This window comes from Janthinobacterium violaceinigrum, from assembly GCF_009208555.1.
Classification (GTDB): domain Bacteria; phylum Pseudomonadota; class Gammaproteobacteria; order Burkholderiales; family Burkholderiaceae_D; genus Janthinobacterium; species Janthinobacterium violaceinigrum.
The window spans coordinates 51,566-72,077 of record NZ_WFLI01000007.1; the positions used below are offsets into that span (position 1 = coordinate 51,566).

Annotated in this window: 15 protein-coding genes; all 15 read right to left on the reverse strand. The window is 46.3% G+C overall.

Annotation, left to right across the window (positions count from 1 at the left end; all coding sequences use genetic code 11):
• Positions 1-32: 32 nt before the first annotated feature.
• A complete protein-coding gene (locus GCN75_RS08110; RefSeq protein WP_193317416.1) occupies positions 33-1,256 on the reverse strand; it encodes a glycosyltransferase in 1,224 nt (407 codons plus the stop codon).
• A 186-nt stretch (positions 1,257-1,442) separates the two neighbouring features.
• Positions 1,443-2,513: a glycosyltransferase family 4 protein gene (locus GCN75_RS08115; protein ID WP_152282108.1), complete on the reverse strand. Its 1,071-nt coding sequence runs from the start codon at positions 2,511-2,513 to the stop codon at positions 1,443-1,445.
• 111 nt (positions 2,514-2,624) lie between these two features.
• Positions 2,625-3,929 carry a hypothetical protein gene (locus tag GCN75_RS08120; protein WP_152282109.1) on the reverse strand — a complete coding sequence of 435 codons (1,305 nt, stop codon included), beginning with the start codon at positions 3,927-3,929 and terminating at the stop codon, positions 2,625-2,627.
• Between the two features lie 44 nt (positions 3,930-3,973).
• Positions 3,974-5,029 (reverse strand): glycosyltransferase family 2 protein, encoded by a 1,056-nt coding sequence (locus tag GCN75_RS08125; RefSeq protein ID WP_152282110.1) that lies wholly within the window; start codon positions 5,027-5,029, stop codon positions 3,974-3,976.
• Positions 5,022-5,684 carry an LbetaH domain-containing protein gene (locus GCN75_RS08130; RefSeq protein WP_152282111.1) on the reverse strand — a complete coding sequence of 221 codons (663 nt, stop codon included), beginning with the start codon at positions 5,682-5,684 and terminating at the stop codon, positions 5,022-5,024. The genes GCN75_RS08125 and GCN75_RS08130 overlap by 8 nt, the downstream gene beginning before the upstream one ends.
• Positions 5,685-5,721: 37 nt before the next feature.
• Positions 5,722-6,732, reverse strand: a complete 1,011-nt coding sequence (locus tag GCN75_RS08135; protein ID WP_152282112.1) for a glycosyltransferase family 2 protein — start codon at positions 6,730-6,732, stop codon at positions 5,722-5,724.
• Positions 6,729-7,763 carry a glycosyltransferase family 2 protein gene (locus GCN75_RS08140; protein ID WP_193317417.1) on the reverse strand — a complete coding sequence of 345 codons (1,035 nt, stop codon included), beginning with the start codon at positions 7,761-7,763 and terminating at the stop codon, positions 6,729-6,731. The genes GCN75_RS08135 and GCN75_RS08140 overlap by 4 nt, the downstream gene beginning before the upstream one ends.
• A gap of 4 nt (positions 7,764-7,767) precedes the next feature.
• Complete coding sequence (locus GCN75_RS08145; RefSeq protein ID WP_152282114.1) at positions 7,768-9,540, reverse strand: ABC transporter ATP-binding protein; 1,773 nt, start codon at positions 9,538-9,540, stop codon at positions 7,768-7,770.
• A 2-nt stretch (positions 9,541-9,542) separates the two neighbouring features.
• Entirely contained in the window at positions 9,543-10,442 is a 900-nt protein-coding gene (locus GCN75_RS08150; protein ID WP_152282115.1) for an NAD-dependent epimerase/dehydratase family protein, read from the reverse strand.
• Between the two features lie 337 nt (positions 10,443-10,779).
• A complete protein-coding gene (gene rfbH, locus GCN75_RS08155; protein ID WP_152282116.1) occupies positions 10,780-12,105 on the reverse strand; it encodes a lipopolysaccharide biosynthesis protein RfbH in 1,326 nt (441 codons plus the stop codon).
• A gap of 18 nt (positions 12,106-12,123) precedes the next feature.
• Entirely contained in the window at positions 12,124-13,206 is a 1,083-nt protein-coding gene (rfbG, locus tag GCN75_RS08160) for a CDP-glucose 4,6-dehydratase (protein WP_226941194.1), read from the reverse strand.
• Positions 13,191-13,961: a glucose-1-phosphate cytidylyltransferase gene (rfbF, locus tag GCN75_RS08165; RefSeq protein WP_152282117.1), complete on the reverse strand. Its 771-nt coding sequence runs from the start codon at positions 13,959-13,961 to the stop codon at positions 13,191-13,193. The genes rfbG and rfbF overlap by 16 nt, the downstream gene beginning before the upstream one ends.
• Positions 13,962-14,025: 64 nt before the next feature.
• Positions 14,026-15,240: a GumC family protein gene (locus GCN75_RS08170; RefSeq protein WP_152282118.1), complete on the reverse strand. Its 1,215-nt coding sequence runs from the start codon at positions 15,238-15,240 to the stop codon at positions 14,026-14,028.
• A 91-nt stretch (positions 15,241-15,331) separates the two neighbouring features.
• Positions 15,332-17,245, reverse strand: a complete 1,914-nt coding sequence (locus GCN75_RS08175) for an SLBB domain-containing protein (RefSeq protein WP_152282119.1) — start codon at positions 17,243-17,245, stop codon at positions 15,332-15,334.
• A gap of 56 nt (positions 17,246-17,301) precedes the next feature.
• Positions 17,302-20,256 (reverse strand): YjbH domain-containing protein, encoded by a 2,955-nt coding sequence (locus tag GCN75_RS08180; RefSeq protein ID WP_152282120.1) that lies wholly within the window; start codon positions 20,254-20,256, stop codon positions 17,302-17,304.
• Positions 20,257-20,512: the final 256 nt, after the last annotated feature.

Consider the following 20,512-nt stretch of genomic DNA (forward strand, 5'->3'; position numbering starts at 1 on the left):
TCATTCAATGTGGTTTTAAACAGGTGCGACAATCAGTCTTGGAGTAGATATTTTTTGAACATTTGATCATATTCCGAAAAAATAACTTCCTTTGAATAATTTTCCTCAAAAAACTTCTTCGCATTTTCAGACATCATTTCATTATTTTTTCGATCTTTTAAAAAAACCATCAAGCCCAAAAAATCGTCAAAATTGTCATTGATGAAACAATCTTTACCGCTCTGCAGCGGAATTCCTTCCGTCCCTACCGATGTAGAAATCACTGGAACACCATAGGACAATGCTTCCAATGTCTTCAACTTGATACCTGTTCCGAACGTTAATGGTATCAACATGCCACAGCAGGTGGCCAGAGCATCACTTAGATCAGGTACAAATCCTTCCAATACTACATTCTCGGAAAAACAACTTACAACATCCTTCAGTTCGTCACTGGCATGCTTTCCTATGATTCTCAAACGGAACTCAGGACATTTTTCAATTACATTGGGAACAACTTCCTTAAGGAACTTTAAAATAGCCAGTTCGTTCGGAGCATAATTAAGAACACCGATGAAGATAAACGTGAATGCACCGTCATATTTTCTCAAAAATGAGTTGGATGCAGGCTTCGGCAGTATAGGCTTCGCCCTCACAACATGCGTTCCCGGAGAACGAGCTTTCATTAATGCAACTTCTTCTGCATTTAACAATATATTAAGCGGGAAATTTTCAGATGTTTGAATCTCACTTTTCTCTGTCAGTTTTTTTTCAAGACCAAGAAGATATTTTTGAAAGAATTTTAATTTTTGAACTGCCGGCCGGATGATTCTTGGTATGAAATTCGAAAAATTCCCGAGTACATTCATATTCTCGGCATCGCCATTTCTCAAAACATTCAACATTTTCTCATAGCGGACAGAAAAAAGGTCGTCCATATATAAAAAGGCATCGCCTTTATAGCCAACGGGAAGACCGTATTGTGCGGCCCGTATGGTATCAAACATGATCAAATCCGGCTTGGATTTTTTTATTTCATTACATACCATTTCACCAAGCGCCGGAGTATACAATATCGACTCCTGAATACTTTTCCTTCTCAATATAAACGAATAAAAAAATACACTTAGCAATCTCCGCATAGAAGACGGCACATCCACGTTATGGAAGCCGACACTTGAAATATTTTTCTCCTCGATATTCTTATTGCTTATAATGATCCATTCCACGCTATTTTCTCCGAAACGGGAATGAAAATAATCGAGAAAACCATTCATGACTATTTTTTTCCCCGTATCAGCTGGGAATGGATAAATATTACTAACGACAAGAATTTTAAACATTATTCAAACCTTACAACTGATATTTTTTCTACTTTATCGAAAAAAACGATACGAAAATTCTGCTCGGGCAGAAAAAACCATTTTATCAAAAATAGAGATAGCTTCCATCTTTCAGAAGGATTAAGCGCTCATCATGTTTCGATAAACTCGGCTCAAATCATGGCAAATTGCCCGGCTATTAATTATCGATAGCCGTTCTGTTCCTTTGCTAACCATATCAAACGCCAATTGCTTGTCACTCAGCAGGAGTCGCATTCCGGCCGCCATCTCCTCTACCGACTCGGGATTAATTAAATATGCAGCGTCACCAGCGATTTCACTCATCGGTGGCCGATCTGAAGTCAAAACAGGCACGCCAGCGGTAAATCCTTCAATAATGGGCAGCCCATATCCCTCCACGAGACTAGGAAATATCAAAATATCTGCTTCGGAGAACAGATCGACAATTTGCTCATCCTCTACCCAACCGGGAAAAATCGTATCGGAGGCCACATATTGCTGAGCAATTTCACTTGAGACATCCATTCCCAGTACCACCAATTTAGAACCGGTAATATTAGCCAATTTAAAAGCCTGGATCACTCTCACGGTATTCTTATGCGCAGCTGTGCCACCTATATGCAAAAGAAGCTTTTCCGCTTTGTTTATTTTTTCCGAGGACTGGCAATGATCCAGGCCAACCGTCTCAGTTGGTGTGTACATGACATGAGAGTTCAATCCTATTGAACGCTGAATCACCGAGGCAGACTCATTACTCACCGTGACAACTACAGGTGGCCGGTGCTCGATACTTTTCAGCATAAGCCGCCGATATAAATTTCCGAAATTTTGATACCAGCCCTGCCCTAATGAATCTTGGAATATGAGGTCATGAATGGTAACAACATACTTTGCGGACATCCGGAAAAATGGAATGGTGTTATATGGGCAATGACAAATATCAGCTTTTAAATTAAAAACCAAATATGGTATAACAAACTGCTCCCATATTGGATAGGGAAACCTCGTAAATTCTCGATAAATTATCTTTTCAGATTTCAAAAAATCAGGAAGTTCAGTTCCACGAGGGATCGCAACAATAATTTCAAAATCATCCGGAGCATGTAATTTTAATGCATTAATAAGCTCACGCACGTACCGTCCCAAGCCACGCGGCTTTCCGATCAAAAATCCATCAATCAAAATACGCATTAATATAAATCCCTCAACATCAATCCATCAAATTGCAAAGTCATAGCACATTATAAAATATAGTAACGAGCTTTTAAATAACTGAAAGAATTATTTTCTAAACGCGGCAATCTACATAGCAAGATTATTTTTTCTACGCCGTCCCAATAAAAAAACACATATTGCAAACCAGCAAATATCGGCAAAAAACCATGTAAACCCTGCAGCAGAACCAGTGCGTATCGCAATGGCAAAATTAGAAAGAACGATCACATACAACAAGGACCAGAAACGGCTACCATTTAATTCCTTCGTATACTCTTTTTCAATTCTTTCTCGTTGATAAAGAATTGCAACGAAAATTCCTAAGAAAAAAAACAATACTGCGCCAAAGAAATTAAAATCCAAAAATATTTCACCCATTAAATTTGATGCCCGCATTCCGATATCATAAGTATCGCGCAAAACCTTATCCGTATTGTTCAAAAAAGCGTCGCGAAAACTACTATACATACCGGGGATAACTTTAAAAGCCGATCCAATAGTAATCGCTCCCCAGGACGACCATTCATGACGTACGGCCGTTGCGATATAGCCGAGATAGACATACCAACCATCAAAGAAATTATGCAGCAGCAAATACTTATAATCGATATTATTAAGCGCGAAATTTACGGTGTCTGAGATCGTGGCGATATTTTTAGCTTCAGTGGCACCTTGCATCCAGCGCTGTATCCCGGCAACAAAAACGACCATAAAAATCGAGCCCGCCCCCATAAAAAACTTACCAATTGACAGTTTTCTTGACGCTACGTAAAAGATAATAAGCTGAACGAGAAAAACTATAACAAAAAGTCGTCCCCAAATGAGCAATAGAAGAAATACTCCTGCCCCAATAATGGCTTTCGAGAACTTACTATTAAAAAAGGAATATTTAACTTGCTTAGAAATTAAAACGAAAAATCCCCATTTTACGGCCATCAAGAAAAATAGTATCCAAGTTTTTCCAACCGAATTAATCTGTCGTTCATCCGTATGTGCCAAAAACAAAGAAATACTTCCTGAGAAATATATCATTGCGCATACCCCAGAGACAAAACCGATCGCCAACAATGTATAGGCAACGGGAGTTGTCCCTTCACATAAAAATATACTTTTCTCTACATCAATGATACGTTGCGGTATTTTTTTTGAAAAAGCAAACCCTAACCAATAGAGAACCATGCATAAAAAACCATAAATAGAAGCCGTCAGTATTTCATTATCAGCATAACCATTTAGATAGTCTTGGGCAACAAAATAGGTTATCCCGACGCCACCAATTCCATATAGATACAAAAGAAACAACCCTCCAAATAGAGGGTCAAGATAGTCGTTCTTAATTTTTCCAAAATTATATAACAATAAAATCGAGGAAAAAATAAACAAAATAATCATGGAATTAACTCATATTCATATGATTCTGCACTTATGAAATATTACTAGCGATTAACTCTGGATTTTCTTAATCCAATCTGGAGACTTGTGCCTAGTTTTTTTCGAATTATGCCTGTTACTTTATCAAATCCATTTTGTCCCAATAAATAACAGACGATAAAATAAAGATGAAACATAGGGTAGCGGGAAAAACCCATTTTCCCGAAATTTCTATATAAATTATAGAATTTTTTAATAGGAAGATTCAGCTGGTCCCTGATATATGGATAGAAATAATTGGCATAATCACGCATGACTTCATCTTTCATATCCAAATTTCGGCGATGGTCCAGCGCAGTGACAATTCGGATGATTCCTGAAATCATGTTCAAGCGAGCCTCTGGAGTATATACACCAGGAGTATATTTTCCTTTTTCACGGCTACTATTACCGAATTCCGGAGCTTCGCTGTTGCGGCTCAAAACCAAGACATCAGGCAAACATACGGCATTCATCTCCGCGAGCACCTCTGAGGTAATGTGCATCTGATAGTAAAGAGTTCCATCAAATTCACTTGTCGCCGCCTTCTCTGCCGCATCCCTGTGCAGTATCAGGCCCGATAGCACACCAACCCTGCGGAAACAAATGCTAATGGCCTCTTTACCAGCTTGAAGAACTCGTTCTTCATTAAAGTACCGTACTACCTGATTAATTTTGTCCGGTGTATTATCAAACCATGCATAACTTTTGAGTACCAATCCTACATTTTTATGTCGAGAAATTCCGGCCGCGACTGTAGCCAGCGCCCCGGAACACATCAGATCGTCATTGCCCATAAAAAAACAATATTCACCCTTGGCATTGGCAATAATGTTACGCACATTGGCATCATAACCAAGATTTTCAGAATTCTCGATATACGTCAAGGTTTTTGGATACCTCTCAGCATATCTATTGGCAATCTCCGAAATAAGGGGACGTTCTCGCGATTGATCTTCGCAAATAACAATCTCAAAATCCTTGAAATTTTGTGCGTAAATAGAATCTAAAAGCGCAGGCAAATGGACAGCCCGATTATATGCCGGGATGCATATTGAAAATTTGCGGCGTGATTCAGACATATTTTTCCCATTTATGTGAAGCGTGGTTGAATTTTTTTATGACTCGGGCTGGTATTCCAGCGACTATCGTGCCATCAGCAACATTGCCACGGACCACTGAATTAGACGCAATAATAGCGCCCACCCCTATCATTGCCGGACCGACAATATTTACATTGTCGCCAATCCAGACACTACTGGCTATACGAACAGATCCCGAGGAATATAACTTTCGGTCCGCTGGCGCTTCCGCAGGATGACTATGTTCATTCGTCTCCCCGTTATAAATACCATGATTATGGTCTGAAATATAAACATTACTTCCCAGCAAAACATCATCGCCAATTTCAATGCTATGAATGGCCGTTATGTGAACCCTGTCAGAGATTTTCACGCGGTCGCCAATAGAAATATTGGGAGAGTAAGGTAGGCCATTATATTCACTGACTGCTTCCAACCATAAATTTTTGTGGACCGATATATTCCGCCCAAATCTAATATATTTCTTTCCAAAGATCTGACAACCAGAACCCAAATTAAGGCCGGGGGCCTTTAATATTTTAGCATAGAAGATGGATTTTAATTTTTGAATGATACGTAGCAATATAAATAGCGAAGCCAATATTGGCCCATCACTCTTACATTTCTTGGAAAATATTTTTATTAATTTCAGCATTTATATTTTAAAAATTCATATGTGAAGTCATCTCAACTTAAAGCATGGCGTACCTGATTTTCTTATTCACTCTGTTAAATACTCGTACAAAGAAAAAAGAAATTTTTCGCTTGAAAACAGAGCCGGAAAGTATTGGCTTTAAGAAAATCTTAAAATATATCTTATTTTCAAAACATGAATAAATTGCTTTTTTTACATCTTCATGTTCAAATTTGCTTTTGGCTGATGACTCACCATTTTGCCGAATTATCTCACCTGGAAGTAATCTGGTAATGACTGCATTCGACATGATGTTTGCTGCAGCTGGCAAGCTTTTGTCAAAATATTTTTTTGTTATATTTATCAAATTAATACCAAAAACTTCGATTAGCTTATACCCACCGGTATTTCCAGTCAGGGCACCCAACATGGGCGAGCGAACAAAGAAATGTTGATCAACCGATTTCAACGCACTATACATCCACGCCATTTGCGGCAAAAATGTATTCGTATCGGATCTAGAGTTAAATTCAGGAAAACTATTGATAACAGCAGATTTATTAACAATGTTTGCAGAAATGAAAGTCAAGAAAACATTAACCTCACGAAACATTTTCTCGGAGCTTAATGTAATAACATCCGGAGTACCTGGAACTGAAATTAATTCCACCTTACCTTCTTCGCCATCTTGAAATCCCCGATTTTCCATATAAAGAATTCCAAAGTTTTCAACCCGGCATAAATTTAAAACGTAGTCAAGTGTCCCTCGATATAATATTTCATCATCACCCAGTACCCACAAATATTTACCGTTTGCAGCATCAAAACATGACGCTATATTAGCATCCATGCCGATATTTTTTTCTCGCTTAAGATACTTTATTGGATACGACTTTGAAAAATTAGATACTACATCTTCGGTATTGTCAGCGGATGCATTATCTAAAATAACAACCTCAACATCAGTATGAAAATTACAAGATTTACCAAATAATGATGACAATAAATAATTTAATTTCGATGCCCTATTATAGGTTGGGATCACAATAGATAAAGAAATTTCAGTCATTTTTCACTGCCACTTAATTTTTTGCAAATCTTCAAAAGTACAAAATTCATCATGTGGAAAACAAATGACACCCTTGATAAGTATTTTTCTTTTCCTGAACTCCAAGTGATTTTAAAGAAACTAAAACAATAAGTTAGTCCTTGATTTATCATTTCTTGAGTCGAAACATTTCTTGGCGGCATCCCATAATGAATACAAAGATCATCATTTTTCATTACTGCTTTATAACCTGTAGTTGCGCCACTCAGTCCACGCATAAAAACATCAACGGAAAGCCTGGTTTTTTCTTTTGATAACAGATCAAGTGTATTGATGTGATGACAAAAATTGATTGCCATTCTTAATCTTGATGCAGGTGAAAAGAAAGCTTCCTTCTGAATGCCCTTTGTCTCAAATGACTTTACTTTCGCCGCCATGGCACCAGTTTCCAATTGGATAAAGTTTGGATAGTAAATTGCACCTTGGCCCAATAAACACAATTTCCCAAAAACAAAATCAAGCGGGAAAAGGTCCACATATTGGCTATCCGAGTAGTTTTCGACCAATTTTATTTTTTTCAATAATTTATTATTGAAAAAGAAACCTGTTGGGTGCCTCGCTTGATGAGCAATCTCTCTAACTGCGGAAAAGCCTGCTGGAAATAAATCAAAGATCTTTAGAGATTTTGAGTTAAATTGGCAAAACCCGCCGGCCAAATCAGATTGTGCCAACAGAAATTTTTTAAACTGTGATATTTTTTCCGAAGAAAAGGTATCTTTATCTGTAGAGAAAATTAGATAATTTCCTTTACCCTTATCAATGACATGTAGGACATTATATAAAAAACCCCTGTTTGCACCGTTCGCATAAATTGATAACCGATTATCAACAATGCCCCCCAATAACTCCAGTGTATTATCAGTAGAACCATTGTCAAGAACCACAACTTCAATATCAGGATCGGGGCAACGCAATATGTTTAATATGTTTTTGAAAACAATTTCGCCACGATTATATGTAGGAATACAGAAGCTTAATGTTATTTCACTCATAGTGCTATGACAATGCCGTAAAATGCATTTTTTCTTTTCGATGTACTGCACCTTTCTGCACTTCTACGATCTCGGTACAGTTTTCTAATGTGTTAAGTCTATGTGCCACAATTAATATCGTTATATCATCATTCAGTTCTTCAATAGAAAGCATGATTGCCTTCTCGGTGTCCGTATCCAACGCACTGGTAGCTTCATCAAGTACGATAACATCTGCTTGCTTGTACAAAGCACGGGCTATACCGATACGCTGACGCTGCCCACCGGATAACTGGACGCCCCGTTCCCCCACGACCGTCGCATACTTATCCGGCCATGCCTCAATAGTTTCAGTAAGCTGAGCCTGTCTAGCCGCATCCCTGACCCGATCTGCGGAAATCTCATCTTTAGGGATGCCAAATGCAATATTCTCTTCTATGCTGTTATCCGTTAAAAATACGGACTGTGGAACATGCGCAATTCTCGATTGCCATGCTCTCTTGTTTGCAAGGGAAACAGGCATGCCGTCAATTTCCAGCGTCCCGTAGACAGGATCTAAAAGTCCCATAATGACATCGATTATGGTACTTTTGCCACTGCCGGTTCCACCAATAAAACCTACGCGACTACCTTTTCTAATTTCCAGATCAACCTGATGCAGTATCCATGATGTGTCTGATGTATATCGGAAACAAACATTTTTTAATGATATTTTTTCATTGAAATGAAGCAAGGGCATTATTTTCTGTTCAGCGTGAGATGGCAGATCCTGATCTAAGAGCTCCAAGGTATCCTGCAACGACGCTTGCGCCCCCTGAATCAGCGACCAGGAGTTATAAGCTTGCTGTAGCGATGGCAATATCCGCTGTAAGCCTAGCGCCAACGCCGCCAGAATTGGAATTGCATTGGCAATGCCGTCTTCCCGTTGCGAAAGCACGTATGCCAACCCGGCAATCAATATTGTCCCTAGGCTTTCCATGGCAAATCGCGGACTCTGGCTGATAAACTGATTACTGCCTTGGGCATTGCGCAAAATTTTGTCTGTTTTACGGTAAATTTCGCAAAAACTCTCTTGACTGCCGTCTATCAGAATATCTCGAACTCCGCCTAAACCCTCTTGCAGCGACCGCATCACATTATTTGACTCAGAAGCTATTCTTTTACTGCTCTCTTTAAGATGCTTTCTTGTTATTTTTATAATAACAGCGTATATCAAACCAAAACAGGCAATTATTGCGAGCGCTATACCCGGAATAATGTAGCATAAAACAAATATAATGGCAGATATCATTGCCAAGGAGCTAATTAGAGTCAAACTTGGCATTAATATATAAAATATTACTTCACTGATTTTTATCCATATTACATTTATTACTTCGCTACTGTTTCTGGATATCTGAGTCGCATACGATTGGTACAATGTCCGTCGATAAGCATTGTTGCTTAAATCCGAACCTATTTCAAAAGAAATTTTTGTTGACAGGCGAAGCAGTAACATCCGCAATATTCCTGCGAAAAGTGCGGCAATACTGAAAATAATGGTCAGCGGAAGCAACAATTGCTCTGCCGACGTCAAATTAAAAAATCTAATGAAATGAGATGCAGTGGGATTATTAAAAATACGTTCTGGATTCGTCAACGCACCAATAAAAGGCAACACCGATCCTATGCTTAATATTTCAGCAAACGACGCGAAAATTGTTAACGCAAGAAGCAACCACAGTTGACGCCGGCGTTGATGGCCTACATGATGCCATAAGCGGCTTATCAGATCTGGGAAATTTTTTTCTAATTTCATTTTTATTTTACATCTATCAACTTATAGGCTTTTAATATATTCCTTACCCCATCTTGCAACATAAAAGTGGGGCTCCAGTTTAATTTTTTTATTTCGCCTATATCAGCTGTTGAATTCATTATTTCATCACTTCTATACTCAATCGCACCAAAACATAGCTCGGTTGAACTTCCGGACAGATGCTTGATCGTTTCTATAAAATCACGAATTGAATGACTTTCGCCGCTACCAACTTCAAAATTCTTAAAAAGAAAATTTTCTTTCCTTCCATATTCAATTAACTTAATATATGCGTCAGCTACATCATCAACATAAATAAAATCACGCTTTTGATGACCGTGCGTAAGTGCAATTTTCGCTACCTTTTTCACGGCGATTTCTTGTATAGCATATTCAACAAACTTTGAACGATCATCCTGTGGGCCATAAACATGCTCAAGAACGACGTTAATAATTTTCAGTTCTTTAGATAAATTCGTCAGCCAGGTAAGTAGATTTTTCTTGGAAAGCGAATAGCTTGGCAGGCCAGAATAGGATTTATTTTCCTTGTTAAAAAATGAATCCGTATTAATGAAACACTTTACTCCGTAACTTATCCCCAGCTCCGCCAATCGAATTGGCAACATTAAATTTGCTTCAAGAGTTTTAATTACGGGTGTTGTTCCGCGCCCATATTCAGTTGCTGTGTGGATAATTGTCTCAATCGGATATTTTTCGAACAATTTCCTTGGATCTGAAAGATCGATGTCAAATGTGTGGAGTTTTTCATCTGATAGAAATTCACCAATCTTATCCGTATTGGAAAAAGATCGTTTCACAACAACAACTTCATTGCCGTTTTTTAGTAGTGCGGAGAGGATCCGACTCCCTAAGAAGCCAGTAGCACCAGTTAATAAAATCATTACATTTCCAATTGTAAATTATTCAACATGAATAATATCTATCTGACTTTTTACTTCCACAAATCAAAATACAAACCAACATATCGTTACGAAAAAGACATATCCATAATTAAGCAAGAAAATCAAAACCACAATGCCTTAAATTCAATGAATTTTAAGTAATTTCAAGATAAAACACATCCGCGCGATACATTTAACTCTCACAACAGTTTTACGGCGAATGAGATATTATGAAAACCAATAAATATTCAGCAACGCCGTAAAACTTCAATAACACGCTTATTGGAAAAAAATCGAGCGTAACTGGGTATATTTCATATGGCCGCTGATAGCAATATTAAAAATTTACACCGAAAAATTCTTCGATTTTACTGATCGAGAAGTCCATCATTTCCTTAGTCAAGCCAGGGAAGACACCAATCCACAACGTATCGTGCATGATACGGTCAGTATTTGTCAGTTCGCCCGAAACGCGATAATTACGCCCAATCATATAGGGCTGGCGTGTCAGATTACCGGCGAACAGCAACCGTGTCCCAATCTTGTGTTGGTCAAGGAACGTTAACAGATTAACCCGGTCCACATTGGCCTCTGGGCGCAATGTGATCGGAAAGCCAAACCAGGACGGATCCGAATTGGGCGTTGCTTCCGGCAAAATCAGAAATTCCTCACAGTTTTTCAGGCCATCTTTCATGTAAGCAAAGTTGTCCTTGCGCGCTTGCACAAAGCCCGCAGCACGATCCATTTGTGCCAGGCCGCATGCAGCCTGCATGTCGGTGATCTTCAGGTTGTAACCCAGGTGGCTGTAAGTGTACTTGTGGTCATAGCCATCTGGCAGCGTACCAAGCTTGCAGCAGAAACGTTGCCCGCAGGTATTATCCTTGCCCGGCGCGCAGTAGCAGTCACGGCCCCAGTCGCGGAATGATTCTGCGATGGCCTTCAGTTCCGGATTGTTGGTAAATACCGCTCCACCTTCGCCCATCGTGATGTGATGTGCAGGATAAAAGCTCATGGTGCCGATATCGCCAAAGGTTCCGCACATCTGGCCGTTATATGTGGCGCCCAGGGCATCACAGCAATCTTCCACCAGCCACAGATTGTATTTCTTACACAGCGCGACGATGACTTCCAGATTAAATGGATTACCCAAGGTATGCGCCAGCATGATGGCCTTGGTCTTGTCCGTGATGGCCGCTTCGATTTTCGAGGCATCGATATTGTAGGTGCCCAACTCGACATCGACGAACACGGGTACAGCACCGAACTGCAGGATAGGATTGACGGTAGTCGGGAATCCCGCTGCGACACCGATGACTTCGTCACCTGGCTGGATAGCGCGCGCGCCCAGCTTCGGCGAAGTCAGGGCCGAGAAGGCCACCAGATTGGCCGACGAGCCGGAATTGACCGTGATCAGGAACTCAACCCCGATAAATTTGGCCAGACGCTGTTCGAATTCATCATTGAAACGCCCGGTGGTCAACCAGGCATCCAGTGAAGCCTCAACCATCAGGCCCATTTCAGGCGCGCCAACCACTTTGCCGGCGGGTGGAATCACAGTCACACCGGGTTCAAATGGTTTCGGTACGCTAGCCAGCTTGCCGTATTGCGCTACCAGTGCCGCGATTTGCTCACGGATTTGTTGTTGGGTCAGTTGTTCGCTCATGATACAGCCTTCAATTTGTTAGGTATTTTGATAAGTGGTGATTTGGGCCAACGTCATTTCACGCATGTCGGCTCCCTGGTCGCAGGCTTTATGCCACTCGACAATTTTGGTGATAGTCTCGCCGATATCCCAGCGCGGATACCAACCAAGCTGACCGCGCGCCTTGGAGCAATCAAGCTTCAGGTACGTCGCTTCGTGTGGATGGTCTTGACCGTCGAGCAACCAAGAGGCGCCAGCGCCCCACTCTTGCGTCATGCGTTCGATGATCCATTCAACGGGTTTGGCATCGGTATCGTGCGGGCCAAAATTCCAGCCTTCGGCGTGCAATGGTCCTTCCAGATACAACTTTTCCGCCAAGGTAAGATAACCGCTCAGGGGCTCGAGCACGTGCTGCCATGGTCGGATTGCATGTGGATTTCTGATCATGACGGGTTCACTCGCGCCAATGGCGCGCAGCATGTCTGGAATCAGCCGGTCCAGCGCCCAGTCTCCACCGCCGATAACGTTACCGGCACGACCACTGCCCAAGGCAATACCATGTTCAGAATACTTTTCCGCGTTGAAGAAGGAACTGCGATAGCCGGCCGTGACGAGTTCTGCGCAACCCTTGCTGTTGCTATAGGGATCATAGCCGCCCATTGCCTCATTTTCGCGGTAACCCCATGGCCACTCACGGTTTTCATAGCACTTATCGCTGGTAACATTCACAACTGCGCGTACGCCAGGCGTGGCGCGCACGGCCTCCAGCAGGTTGACCACGCCCATCACGTTGGTGGCATAGGTTTCCACCGGATTCACGTACGAATAGCGCACTAACGGCTGAGCCGCCATGTGGATAACGATTTCTGGACGGGCCACTGCCATGGCGCGCTTGACAGCGTCCCCATCGCGCACATCGCCGATGACCGAACGCATGCCGCGGGCTACGTTGGCCACCTCGAACAGACTGGGAACAGTCGGTGCTTCTAGTGCATAACCTGTCACTTCGGCGCCAAGCTGCTGCAACCACAAGCTGAGCCAGCCCCCCTTGAATCCGGTATGGCCGGTCAGGAAAACCCGCTTTCCTGCCCAAAATGCGGCATTCATCAGTAAGCCTTCCATGGTGCTTTGCCGGACTGCCACAGTTCCTCCAAAAGAACCTTATCACGCAAGGTATCCATCGGTTGCCAGAAGCCGCGATGAAAGAATGCATCCAATTGACCTTCGCGGGCCAGGTCCTCCAGCGGCTGCTTTTCCCACGTGGTGCTATCGTCAGCGATATAGTCAATGACCTTCGGCGACAAAACGAAATACCCACCATTAATCCACGCGCCATCACCTTGTGGCTTTTCCTGGAAGCTATTGATTTTCTGACCGTCCAGAATCAAGGCGCCGAAACGACCGGGTGGCTGGGTCGCGGTCAAGGTAGCGAGCTTGCCGTGAGCCTTATGGAAGGAGATCGATTCAGCAATGTTGACGTCACTGACGCCATCGCCGTAGGTAAAGCAAAATGCCTCTTCGCCTTCCAGATACTGCTTGACCCGCTTCAGGCGCCCCCCCGTCATAGTCTCGTCGCCAGTATCAACGAGCGTCACCTTCCAGGGTTCAGCATTACGGGCATGCACCTCCATCTGGTTATTCTGCATGTCAAACGTTACGTCAGAGGTATGAAGAAAATAATTAGCGAAGTATTCCTTGATTACATATCCTTTATAGCCACAACAAATAATGAAATCATTCACACCATGCGCCGAGTAGCTCTTCATGATATGCCACAGGATGGGTTTCCCACCGATTTCGACCATTGGTTTCGGTTTTGTAGATGTTTCTTCGCTAATGCGGGTCCCCAATCCACCCGCCAGAATAACTGCTTTCATTTTTCCTACCCATCAAAGTTAAGCAACAATCATATCCATGCATGGCATACAGGCCATGTAATGATTAATTATTTTTCCAAGAATTTACAAAAATATCCCAACGTTTTTTCCCAGCAGCATTATTAATTGTTCGCAAATAAGCATCACGCATCAATACCAAAAATAAAGCCAACAACCCGCCAGCAACAAACCCCAATACTATTATGCTCATTTTCCGCGGCTTTGATTTTTTCTCTGCTGGAACGGCACTATCGAGAATTTGTATACTGGATGACTCCTTTGCCTCGTCGATCTTGGCCAACTCATATTGTTTTGATAGCAATTCAAACATGGCTTCATGATATTTCACATCACGCAAACGCCGTATATATTCGACGCCTATTTCAGGAATTTTCCCAGTCGCCACCATCATATCGCCATCTTTAGATAGCTTTCCAGTTTTTAGCTTTTCAAGCTGAGCCTGATAACCCTGAATTTCCCCCTGCAAACGAATGAGTTCGGGATTTTGATTTGTCGCAAAACTGCGCATCGCACTAAGTTGCACTTCCTTTGCCGAAATTACCGCTTCTAGCTGGGCAACATTACCAATAATGCCCTTTACCTGGCCACTCAATTCGAGCATGCCCGTTTTTTCCTGAACTTTTTGCAAACCGATTTCTGCATCCGCTAACGCATCCTTGGCTGTCACTAACTGTTTTTCAAAAAACAGCCGACGCTGTGCAGCATCAGTAATTGCCATATATTGATTCAAATCCGACAACTCACCAACATAAGCATTGGCCAGTTCGGCAGAAAATTTTGGATCGCGATTTTCCACCTGAATAGAAATAGTACCGGACTTATCACTAATTATCGTCGAAAGGCTATCGAGCGACTTACGCGCTTCGTCCATTGTTTCCACTTTAAATCGTGTCTTCAAATCAAAGCGGGTGATCAATTTATCAGCAATGGTACGGCTTCGCAGCATGGCGACATATAAATCATTGGAATTTTTTAACCCGGCAATGTTGCCTGCAGCCCCAGCCAACCCTCCAAGTTGTCCTAACATGGCAGCGACGCCCGAACTTTGCTGCTGGGGAGGAAGAATAACTGCCATTGATGAAAATGTGGGCGTAATCATGAATGCAACAACAGTAGCTGCAATCCCCGTTATAAGTGGCACTGTGAACAATATCTTCTTTTGTCGGACGAATAGCGTTAACACATCCAAAAAATGAAAACCTTCAGTATTTTCATTTTCCACCATGTTTTTTTCTTTATTTCTCAATTCCTCAGACATCTTTTTTCTTTCGAGTGATAACCCATCGCATTGAAAACGACACTGGCTCTGCCTGTATTAATCAACAGATGCCTTTGTGACAGTCAGATTGTTAGTCTTTGAGCACCTTCAACCCGGCGGCACCCAACCCAAATTGATAAAAGATCGCAGTCCAATCCTTCACGCTCTGCATGAACGTGCTGCGTTCAATTTTTTCAGGCACCACTACCGTGTCGCCCGGATTGAGTGCAGCACCGCCCAGACCGCTGAACCACCCCGTACCCTGGCCACTCATGGCTGTACCATCGGCACGAATTACATACATTTCAGATTTGTCCGCGGTGGATGTGACACCACCTGCTTGCTGAACATAATCACTGACCGTGCGCTGTGGACGGTAAACAAACGCGTTTTGCTGGAAGACAGAACCCAGCACATCCACGGTGCCGGGGCGACGCGGAATCAGGATCGAATCACCGTCCTGCAAAGGCAAGTCGGGCAAGTTTTTCACTTGCGTGTCGACACCTGGCAGATCGAGGACGATACGGCCCTCGGCCTTGACACTCCGCAGCTTTTGCACGATGCGGCGCTGCTGCTCGACTTCGGACGCCATTTTTGCCGCATTCTCCTTGTCGCCACTCGACGATATGCGCTGGGTGGCGTTCGATTCCAGGTCACGCTCGAAACGATCAGCCACCTGGTTCAATTTGATTTGCTGAGCACGACGTACGGATTCGCGGTTCAACTGGGTCGCGTACAGGTAGCCGTTTTCATTGGCGCCACCGACACGGGCGATCAGCTCGCGCAAGGTTTCACCTTTCTTCAGCAGGAAAATACCGCTCTGCTTTGCTTCGCCAGCCACGCGCACGTATTCATTCTGGATTTGCGCCTGAACGGGAACGGCACCCGGTGCAAACACGCGCAGGATATCGGTAGGCTTGACGGCAATGCCGGCCAACTGGCTGCCGGACACACCCTTGTCAGCCACCAGTTCCAGCACGGTCTTGTATTGGTTATCGACGTTTTTCTCGACGATCACTTGCTTCGTTTCCGCGGCCGAATCAAAACCGCCGGCCCAGCTCAGTACATCGGCCAGTGTCGCGTTGCCTTTCAACTCAAAGATGGCCGGTTGCTTCACGCTGCCCGTCAAGGCCACGAGCGGACCGACTTCCGGAATATAAATCACGTCGCCGTCACGCAAGGTGACATCGTGGCTCTTGTCGCCCTTGACCAACATGTCATACAGGTCGAACGTGGTGACGGTATCCTTGCCGCGCTTGAGCTGGATATTGCGCATGCTGCCGGTGGCATCCGGACCGCCCGAGGTAAACAGGGCGTTGAGCAAGGTGCTCATGGAATTGAGGGTATACGTGCCGGGACGTACTGCGTGGCCGACCACGTAGACTTGCACGGCACGTGTTTGCGCGATGCTCGCCGTCAGGTCGAAATTGGTGTAGATCTTGCTGATGGCCTTCTTCAAATAACCTTGCAGGTCTTTGTATTGCACACCGCTGACCTTGATGGAGCCGACGCGCGGGATGAAGATCGCACCGCTGCGGTCGACCGTGGCGCTGACATCGATATCGACCATGCCCCAGCCGCGTACCTGCAACTCGTCGCCCGTCCCGATCACGTACTCCTGGTTCACCTGAACGCCATCGAGCGGCGCAAAGGTGGACGGCACGTCGCTGAACAGATCCTTGCCGAAGATGCCCAGCTTTTTCCCCGTCACGCCATCGACGTACTCTTCAAATGCGCCCGCCATGGCATCCATACCATTGGCACGTTTGCTGGCGGTACTACCTGGCGATCCTTTCATCGGACGCTGCTCATTGCGCCCGCTGCGAATGCTGGGCAAACTGCTGCCGCCCATGTCGTTCGCCTGCGCGCGTGCAAGATCCACGCGCGGCGTATCGCCCACGCCAAACTCCTGCTCGACGGCGAAGGAGGAACCGACGCCCAGCAGGCACGCCGAGAAAATCATGTGCTTCACGAACGTCGGGGGAGTACGAAGTTGCTTTTTCATGCTGGTCTTTGTCTGGATGAATGATGTTGTATGAGTAAAGGGGGCGCCATGCGCGCTTAATACTTGCCCTGCCAGGTCACGCTGATTTCTTTCGGTCCGGGATTGATCGACAGGCCCGATTTGCTCTGGTCACGTTGCGCATGCCACAGCCAGCTGCCCATGGCGTAACCCAGGATGCCACCGGCGACCGTGTCCGACACCCAATGTTTGCGTCCAAACACGCGGCCGGCGGAACCCACGGCAGCCACGCTGTACAACCAGGGCGCATCGTATTCCTTGGCAAACGGCGTCACGGCAGCAAAACCGATGGCGGCATGCGCGGAAGGGAACGAGGAATTCGAACGGGAACTGCCGCTGCCGACACGGCTCCACGCGCCGAGGTCTTCCTCTGGACGGGCGCGGCCAAACGCATATTTGCCGGCCACGGCCAGGCCCGTTGCCGCGGCAACCGATTGCAGCGAAATGAGTCCCGTATTTTGCATGCGGTCATCGCCCAGGGCAAAAGCAGCGGCAGCGGCGCCCACTGCCGCATACGGCATGGCCTTGCCCAGCTTGTCCCAGTTGCGGTAGACCTTGGAATCCTCGTGTTTCTTGACGAAACGGTCGACAGGTTTGTCGGCCAGCGCGGAAGCCACTACCACTCCCCCGACCACCGCCGTCGCCTTGAGCCATTCGGGTGCGCTAGGCGTAGCAGATGCGGATTGCTCCAGGCGCGCGCGCATGGCTGGCCATGGGCTGACAAACGGCCTGTCCGGCGGATTGACGGCCGGCAGGTGCTGTTCGTCCGGGCGTTCGGCAAAGTTGCCCAGTCCATCGTAGCTGTGCATGTCGGCGCGCGGACGCTCGAACATGTCGTACAGGTCGCCCGGCGAAGCCACCATCTGCCCCACGTCGCGCGTCCATGGCGCGATGGCGAAACCGGCCGTCGATTGCGTGTCCATCGGCAACATGCTGTTCAGCGGGACGGACAGGAAAACGCCACGGTCCTGGTAAGGCTTCGATGGCGTACCGGGACTGGTGATATCGTTGCCGTTCGTATGCGTGTACCAGGCACCAACTTCGATGCCGGACTGGAAACGGCGCTTGAATTCCATGCGTACGCCCGTGTCTTTCGCCAGGAAACGGCCGGCGCGGGCCGTCACGGTAATATCATGCGGCAAGCGGTAATGCAGGGAGCCGATCGCCGTCACCGTCTTGTAATCGCGCGAATCGAGCAAGCCCTTGAAACCACGTTGTTGCAAGGCATCGACCGCCACGTCGGCCGCCCAGCGGCTATCCTTTGGCAGGTACAGCACCTGGCCGCCAACGCCGCGGAACATATCTTCATACAGGCCCGCCGACATGCGGGTATACACGCGTTCGGCGGGATTGTCGTATTTGTTCAGCAAGACGCGGCTCAGCGAGAATCGCCCGCCGCGTAAATATTCCGCGATATCGGTACGCACGTGCGGCAAGTTGCTGTTCGAGGGCTGCTTGACGCCCGACACCGTTTCCAGCAACTGCAGGCTGGCGGCGCTATTGAGGTACAGGCCATCGCCCAGACGGCGGTCATAATTGGCGACCGCCGAGATCGAATAACGGAAGGCACCGCTCGGATCATTGAAGAAGAAACCCACCTTGGGAGCGACCTTGAAGCGGTTCGCTTCCCGGTCCAGCGATTTGATCTGCACCACGTCGCCATCGACGCCGACGCCGACAGCCAACTTGCCATCGTCCTTGAGGACATCGGCAACCATGGTGCGAGCTGGCGCGGAAACGGCAGGGGTAGCTGCCGCTGGCGCAAGGGCAGCAGGCGCGCTGGCAGGGGCCGCCACAAGTACCGGTGCCGGTGCCGGTACCGATGCCGGTGCGGGGGCCGCGGCCACGACAGGCGCTGGCTTGTCGAGGAATTCCTGCAGCCAGCTTTGCTGATCATCGCGGATGACGTCGCTTTTCTCCGGATAACGCAGCAGGACGACGTCGAGGAACGCCTTGCGGTCGATCTTGCCGGCCAGATAGTCGTTCAGTTTTGGCAAGTCAAAGAATTCGTAGGTGGCGATTGGCTGGTCCAGCTTGGTGTACGTGATGCGCAGGGTCGTCACGCCCTTCGGCGTGAAGGCGACGGCGGTGCGCACAGCACGGCCAACGGCCCGGCCCATATTCGAAATACGGCTGTTGGTCAGGCTCAGGCTGAGGACATTGCCTTCTTGCTCGACACGGATGTTCTTGTAGTCCTGCTTCGCCAGGGCATTGACCAGGTCGGCGCCATACACGGCGTCGCGGTGCCATTCTTCCTTGCTCGGCAACGGCGGCGGATTCTTGTCATCCACGAAATACGGTGGCTCATACACCTTGGGAACAAACTCGCGTTCGCCAAACGGAATGCTGACATAGGCGTTCACGCTGAACTGGTCGCGGTTGCGCGCCGCCTGCAGGGCAAGCCAGCCCCAACGGTATTCCAGGCCCACGGACGCGCCCTTGCGGCGCTTGCCGGCGTTCGTTTCGCTGGCACGAAAATCGCGCAGATAATTGGTGGTATCGTACTCGGCCACCACCGACCAGCGCGGCAGCGCGGCCGGGGTCCAGCGTGCGCCCGCAAACACGCCGTCCGGGCGCTTGTGCGCATAACCCAAGCTCGCTTCGATATTCTTGCTGGCGCCAAAAGTCTTGGTGGCAACCACATATTGCCCCTTGAACAACTCGGTACCGAACAGATCCGTCATGCCGACGGCGACCGACGGCATCCACTCCGATTCGCTCCACAGGCGCAACTTGCCGTCGACGACCTTATCCTTGTAGCGGCCATAGCCACTGCCGTATTCGCCAGGCGCGTTGGTAAAACCGGGAATGCCCGTGATCGACACATAACGCCCCGTCATTTGCAGGAAGGGCAGGATATCCGCCGTGACCCACAACTGGCCATACGGGCTGTCGTAGCTATACCCGACGCTGAAGGTCCCGTCTGTTTCCACCAAAGCACTGGGCATATTGATATACCCGGATTGGCCACCATGATTCGGGGTGGCGGCCATCGCCGAAGGCGCGCCAAGCACCAAGCAACCACACCAGGTATATTTAATTGATTTTCTGAGTACGCTTAACAAATCCGGCTACCTAAAATATCCTGCACCTGGAATTCCTGACAATGTATTCAGAAAATCAATGAGCTTGGGGAAACGTGAATGAAACGAAAAAAGGCCAACCGACGGGCATCTCGCAATGCCACGCATCAGTTCGCCACTAAAACCGGGCACTCCTGGGCAGGTGATAGTTGCTTGAGCATGCCTC

Bases quoted from the DNA above. Each gene is read 5' to 3' on its own strand.
- GCN75_RS08130 (WP_152282111.1), bottom strand. From the start codon at position 5,684: ATGCTGAAATTAATAAAAATATTTTCCAAGAAATGTAAGAGTGATGGG.
- GCN75_RS08120 (WP_152282109.1), bottom strand. From the start codon at position 3,929: ATGATTATTTTGTTTATTTTTTCCTCGATTTTATTGTTATATAATTTT.
- GCN75_RS08170 (WP_152282118.1), bottom strand. From the start codon at position 15,240: ATGTCTGAGGAATTGAGAAATAAAGAAAAAAACATGGTGGAAAATGAA.
- GCN75_RS08145 (WP_152282114.1), bottom strand. From the start codon at position 9,540: ATGAAATTAGAAAAAAATTTCCCAGATCTGATAAGCCGCTTATGGCAT.
- GCN75_RS08150 (WP_152282115.1), bottom strand. From the start codon at position 10,442: ATGATTTTATTAACTGGTGCTACTGGCTTCTTAGGGAGTCGGATCCTC.
- GCN75_RS08175 (WP_152282119.1), bottom strand. From the start codon at position 17,245: ATGAAAAAGCAACTTCGTACTCCCCCGACGTTCGTGAAGCACATGATT.
- GCN75_RS08110 (WP_193317416.1), bottom strand. From the start codon at position 1,256: ATGAATGGTTTTCTCGATTATTTTCATTCCCGTTTCGGAGAAAATAGC.
- GCN75_RS08135 (WP_152282112.1), bottom strand. From the start codon at position 6,732: ATGACTGAAATTTCTTTATCTATTGTGATCCCAACCTATAATAGGGCA.
- GCN75_RS08180 (WP_152282120.1), bottom strand. From the start codon at position 20,256: ATGGCCGCCACCCCGAATCATGGTGGCCAATCCGGGTATATCAATATG.
- GCN75_RS08115 (WP_152282108.1), bottom strand. From the start codon at position 2,513: ATGCGTATTTTGATTGATGGATTTTTGATCGGAAAGCCGCGTGGCTTG.
- rfbH (WP_152282116.1), bottom strand. From the start codon at position 12,105: ATGAGCGAACAACTGACCCAACAACAAATCCGTGAGCAAATCGCGGCA.
- GCN75_RS08140 (WP_193317417.1), bottom strand. From the start codon at position 7,763: ATGAGTGAAATAACATTAAGCTTCTGTATTCCTACATATAATCGTGGC.
- GCN75_RS08125 (WP_152282110.1), bottom strand. From the start codon at position 5,029: ATGTCTGAATCACGCCGCAAATTTTCAATATGCATCCCGGCATATAAT.
- rfbG (WP_226941194.1), bottom strand. From the start codon at position 13,206: ATGGAAGGCTTACTGATGAATGCCGCATTTTGGGCAGGAAAGCGGGTT.
- rfbF (WP_152282117.1), bottom strand. From the start codon at position 13,961: ATGAAAGCAGTTATTCTGGCGGGTGGATTGGGGACCCGCATTAGCGAA.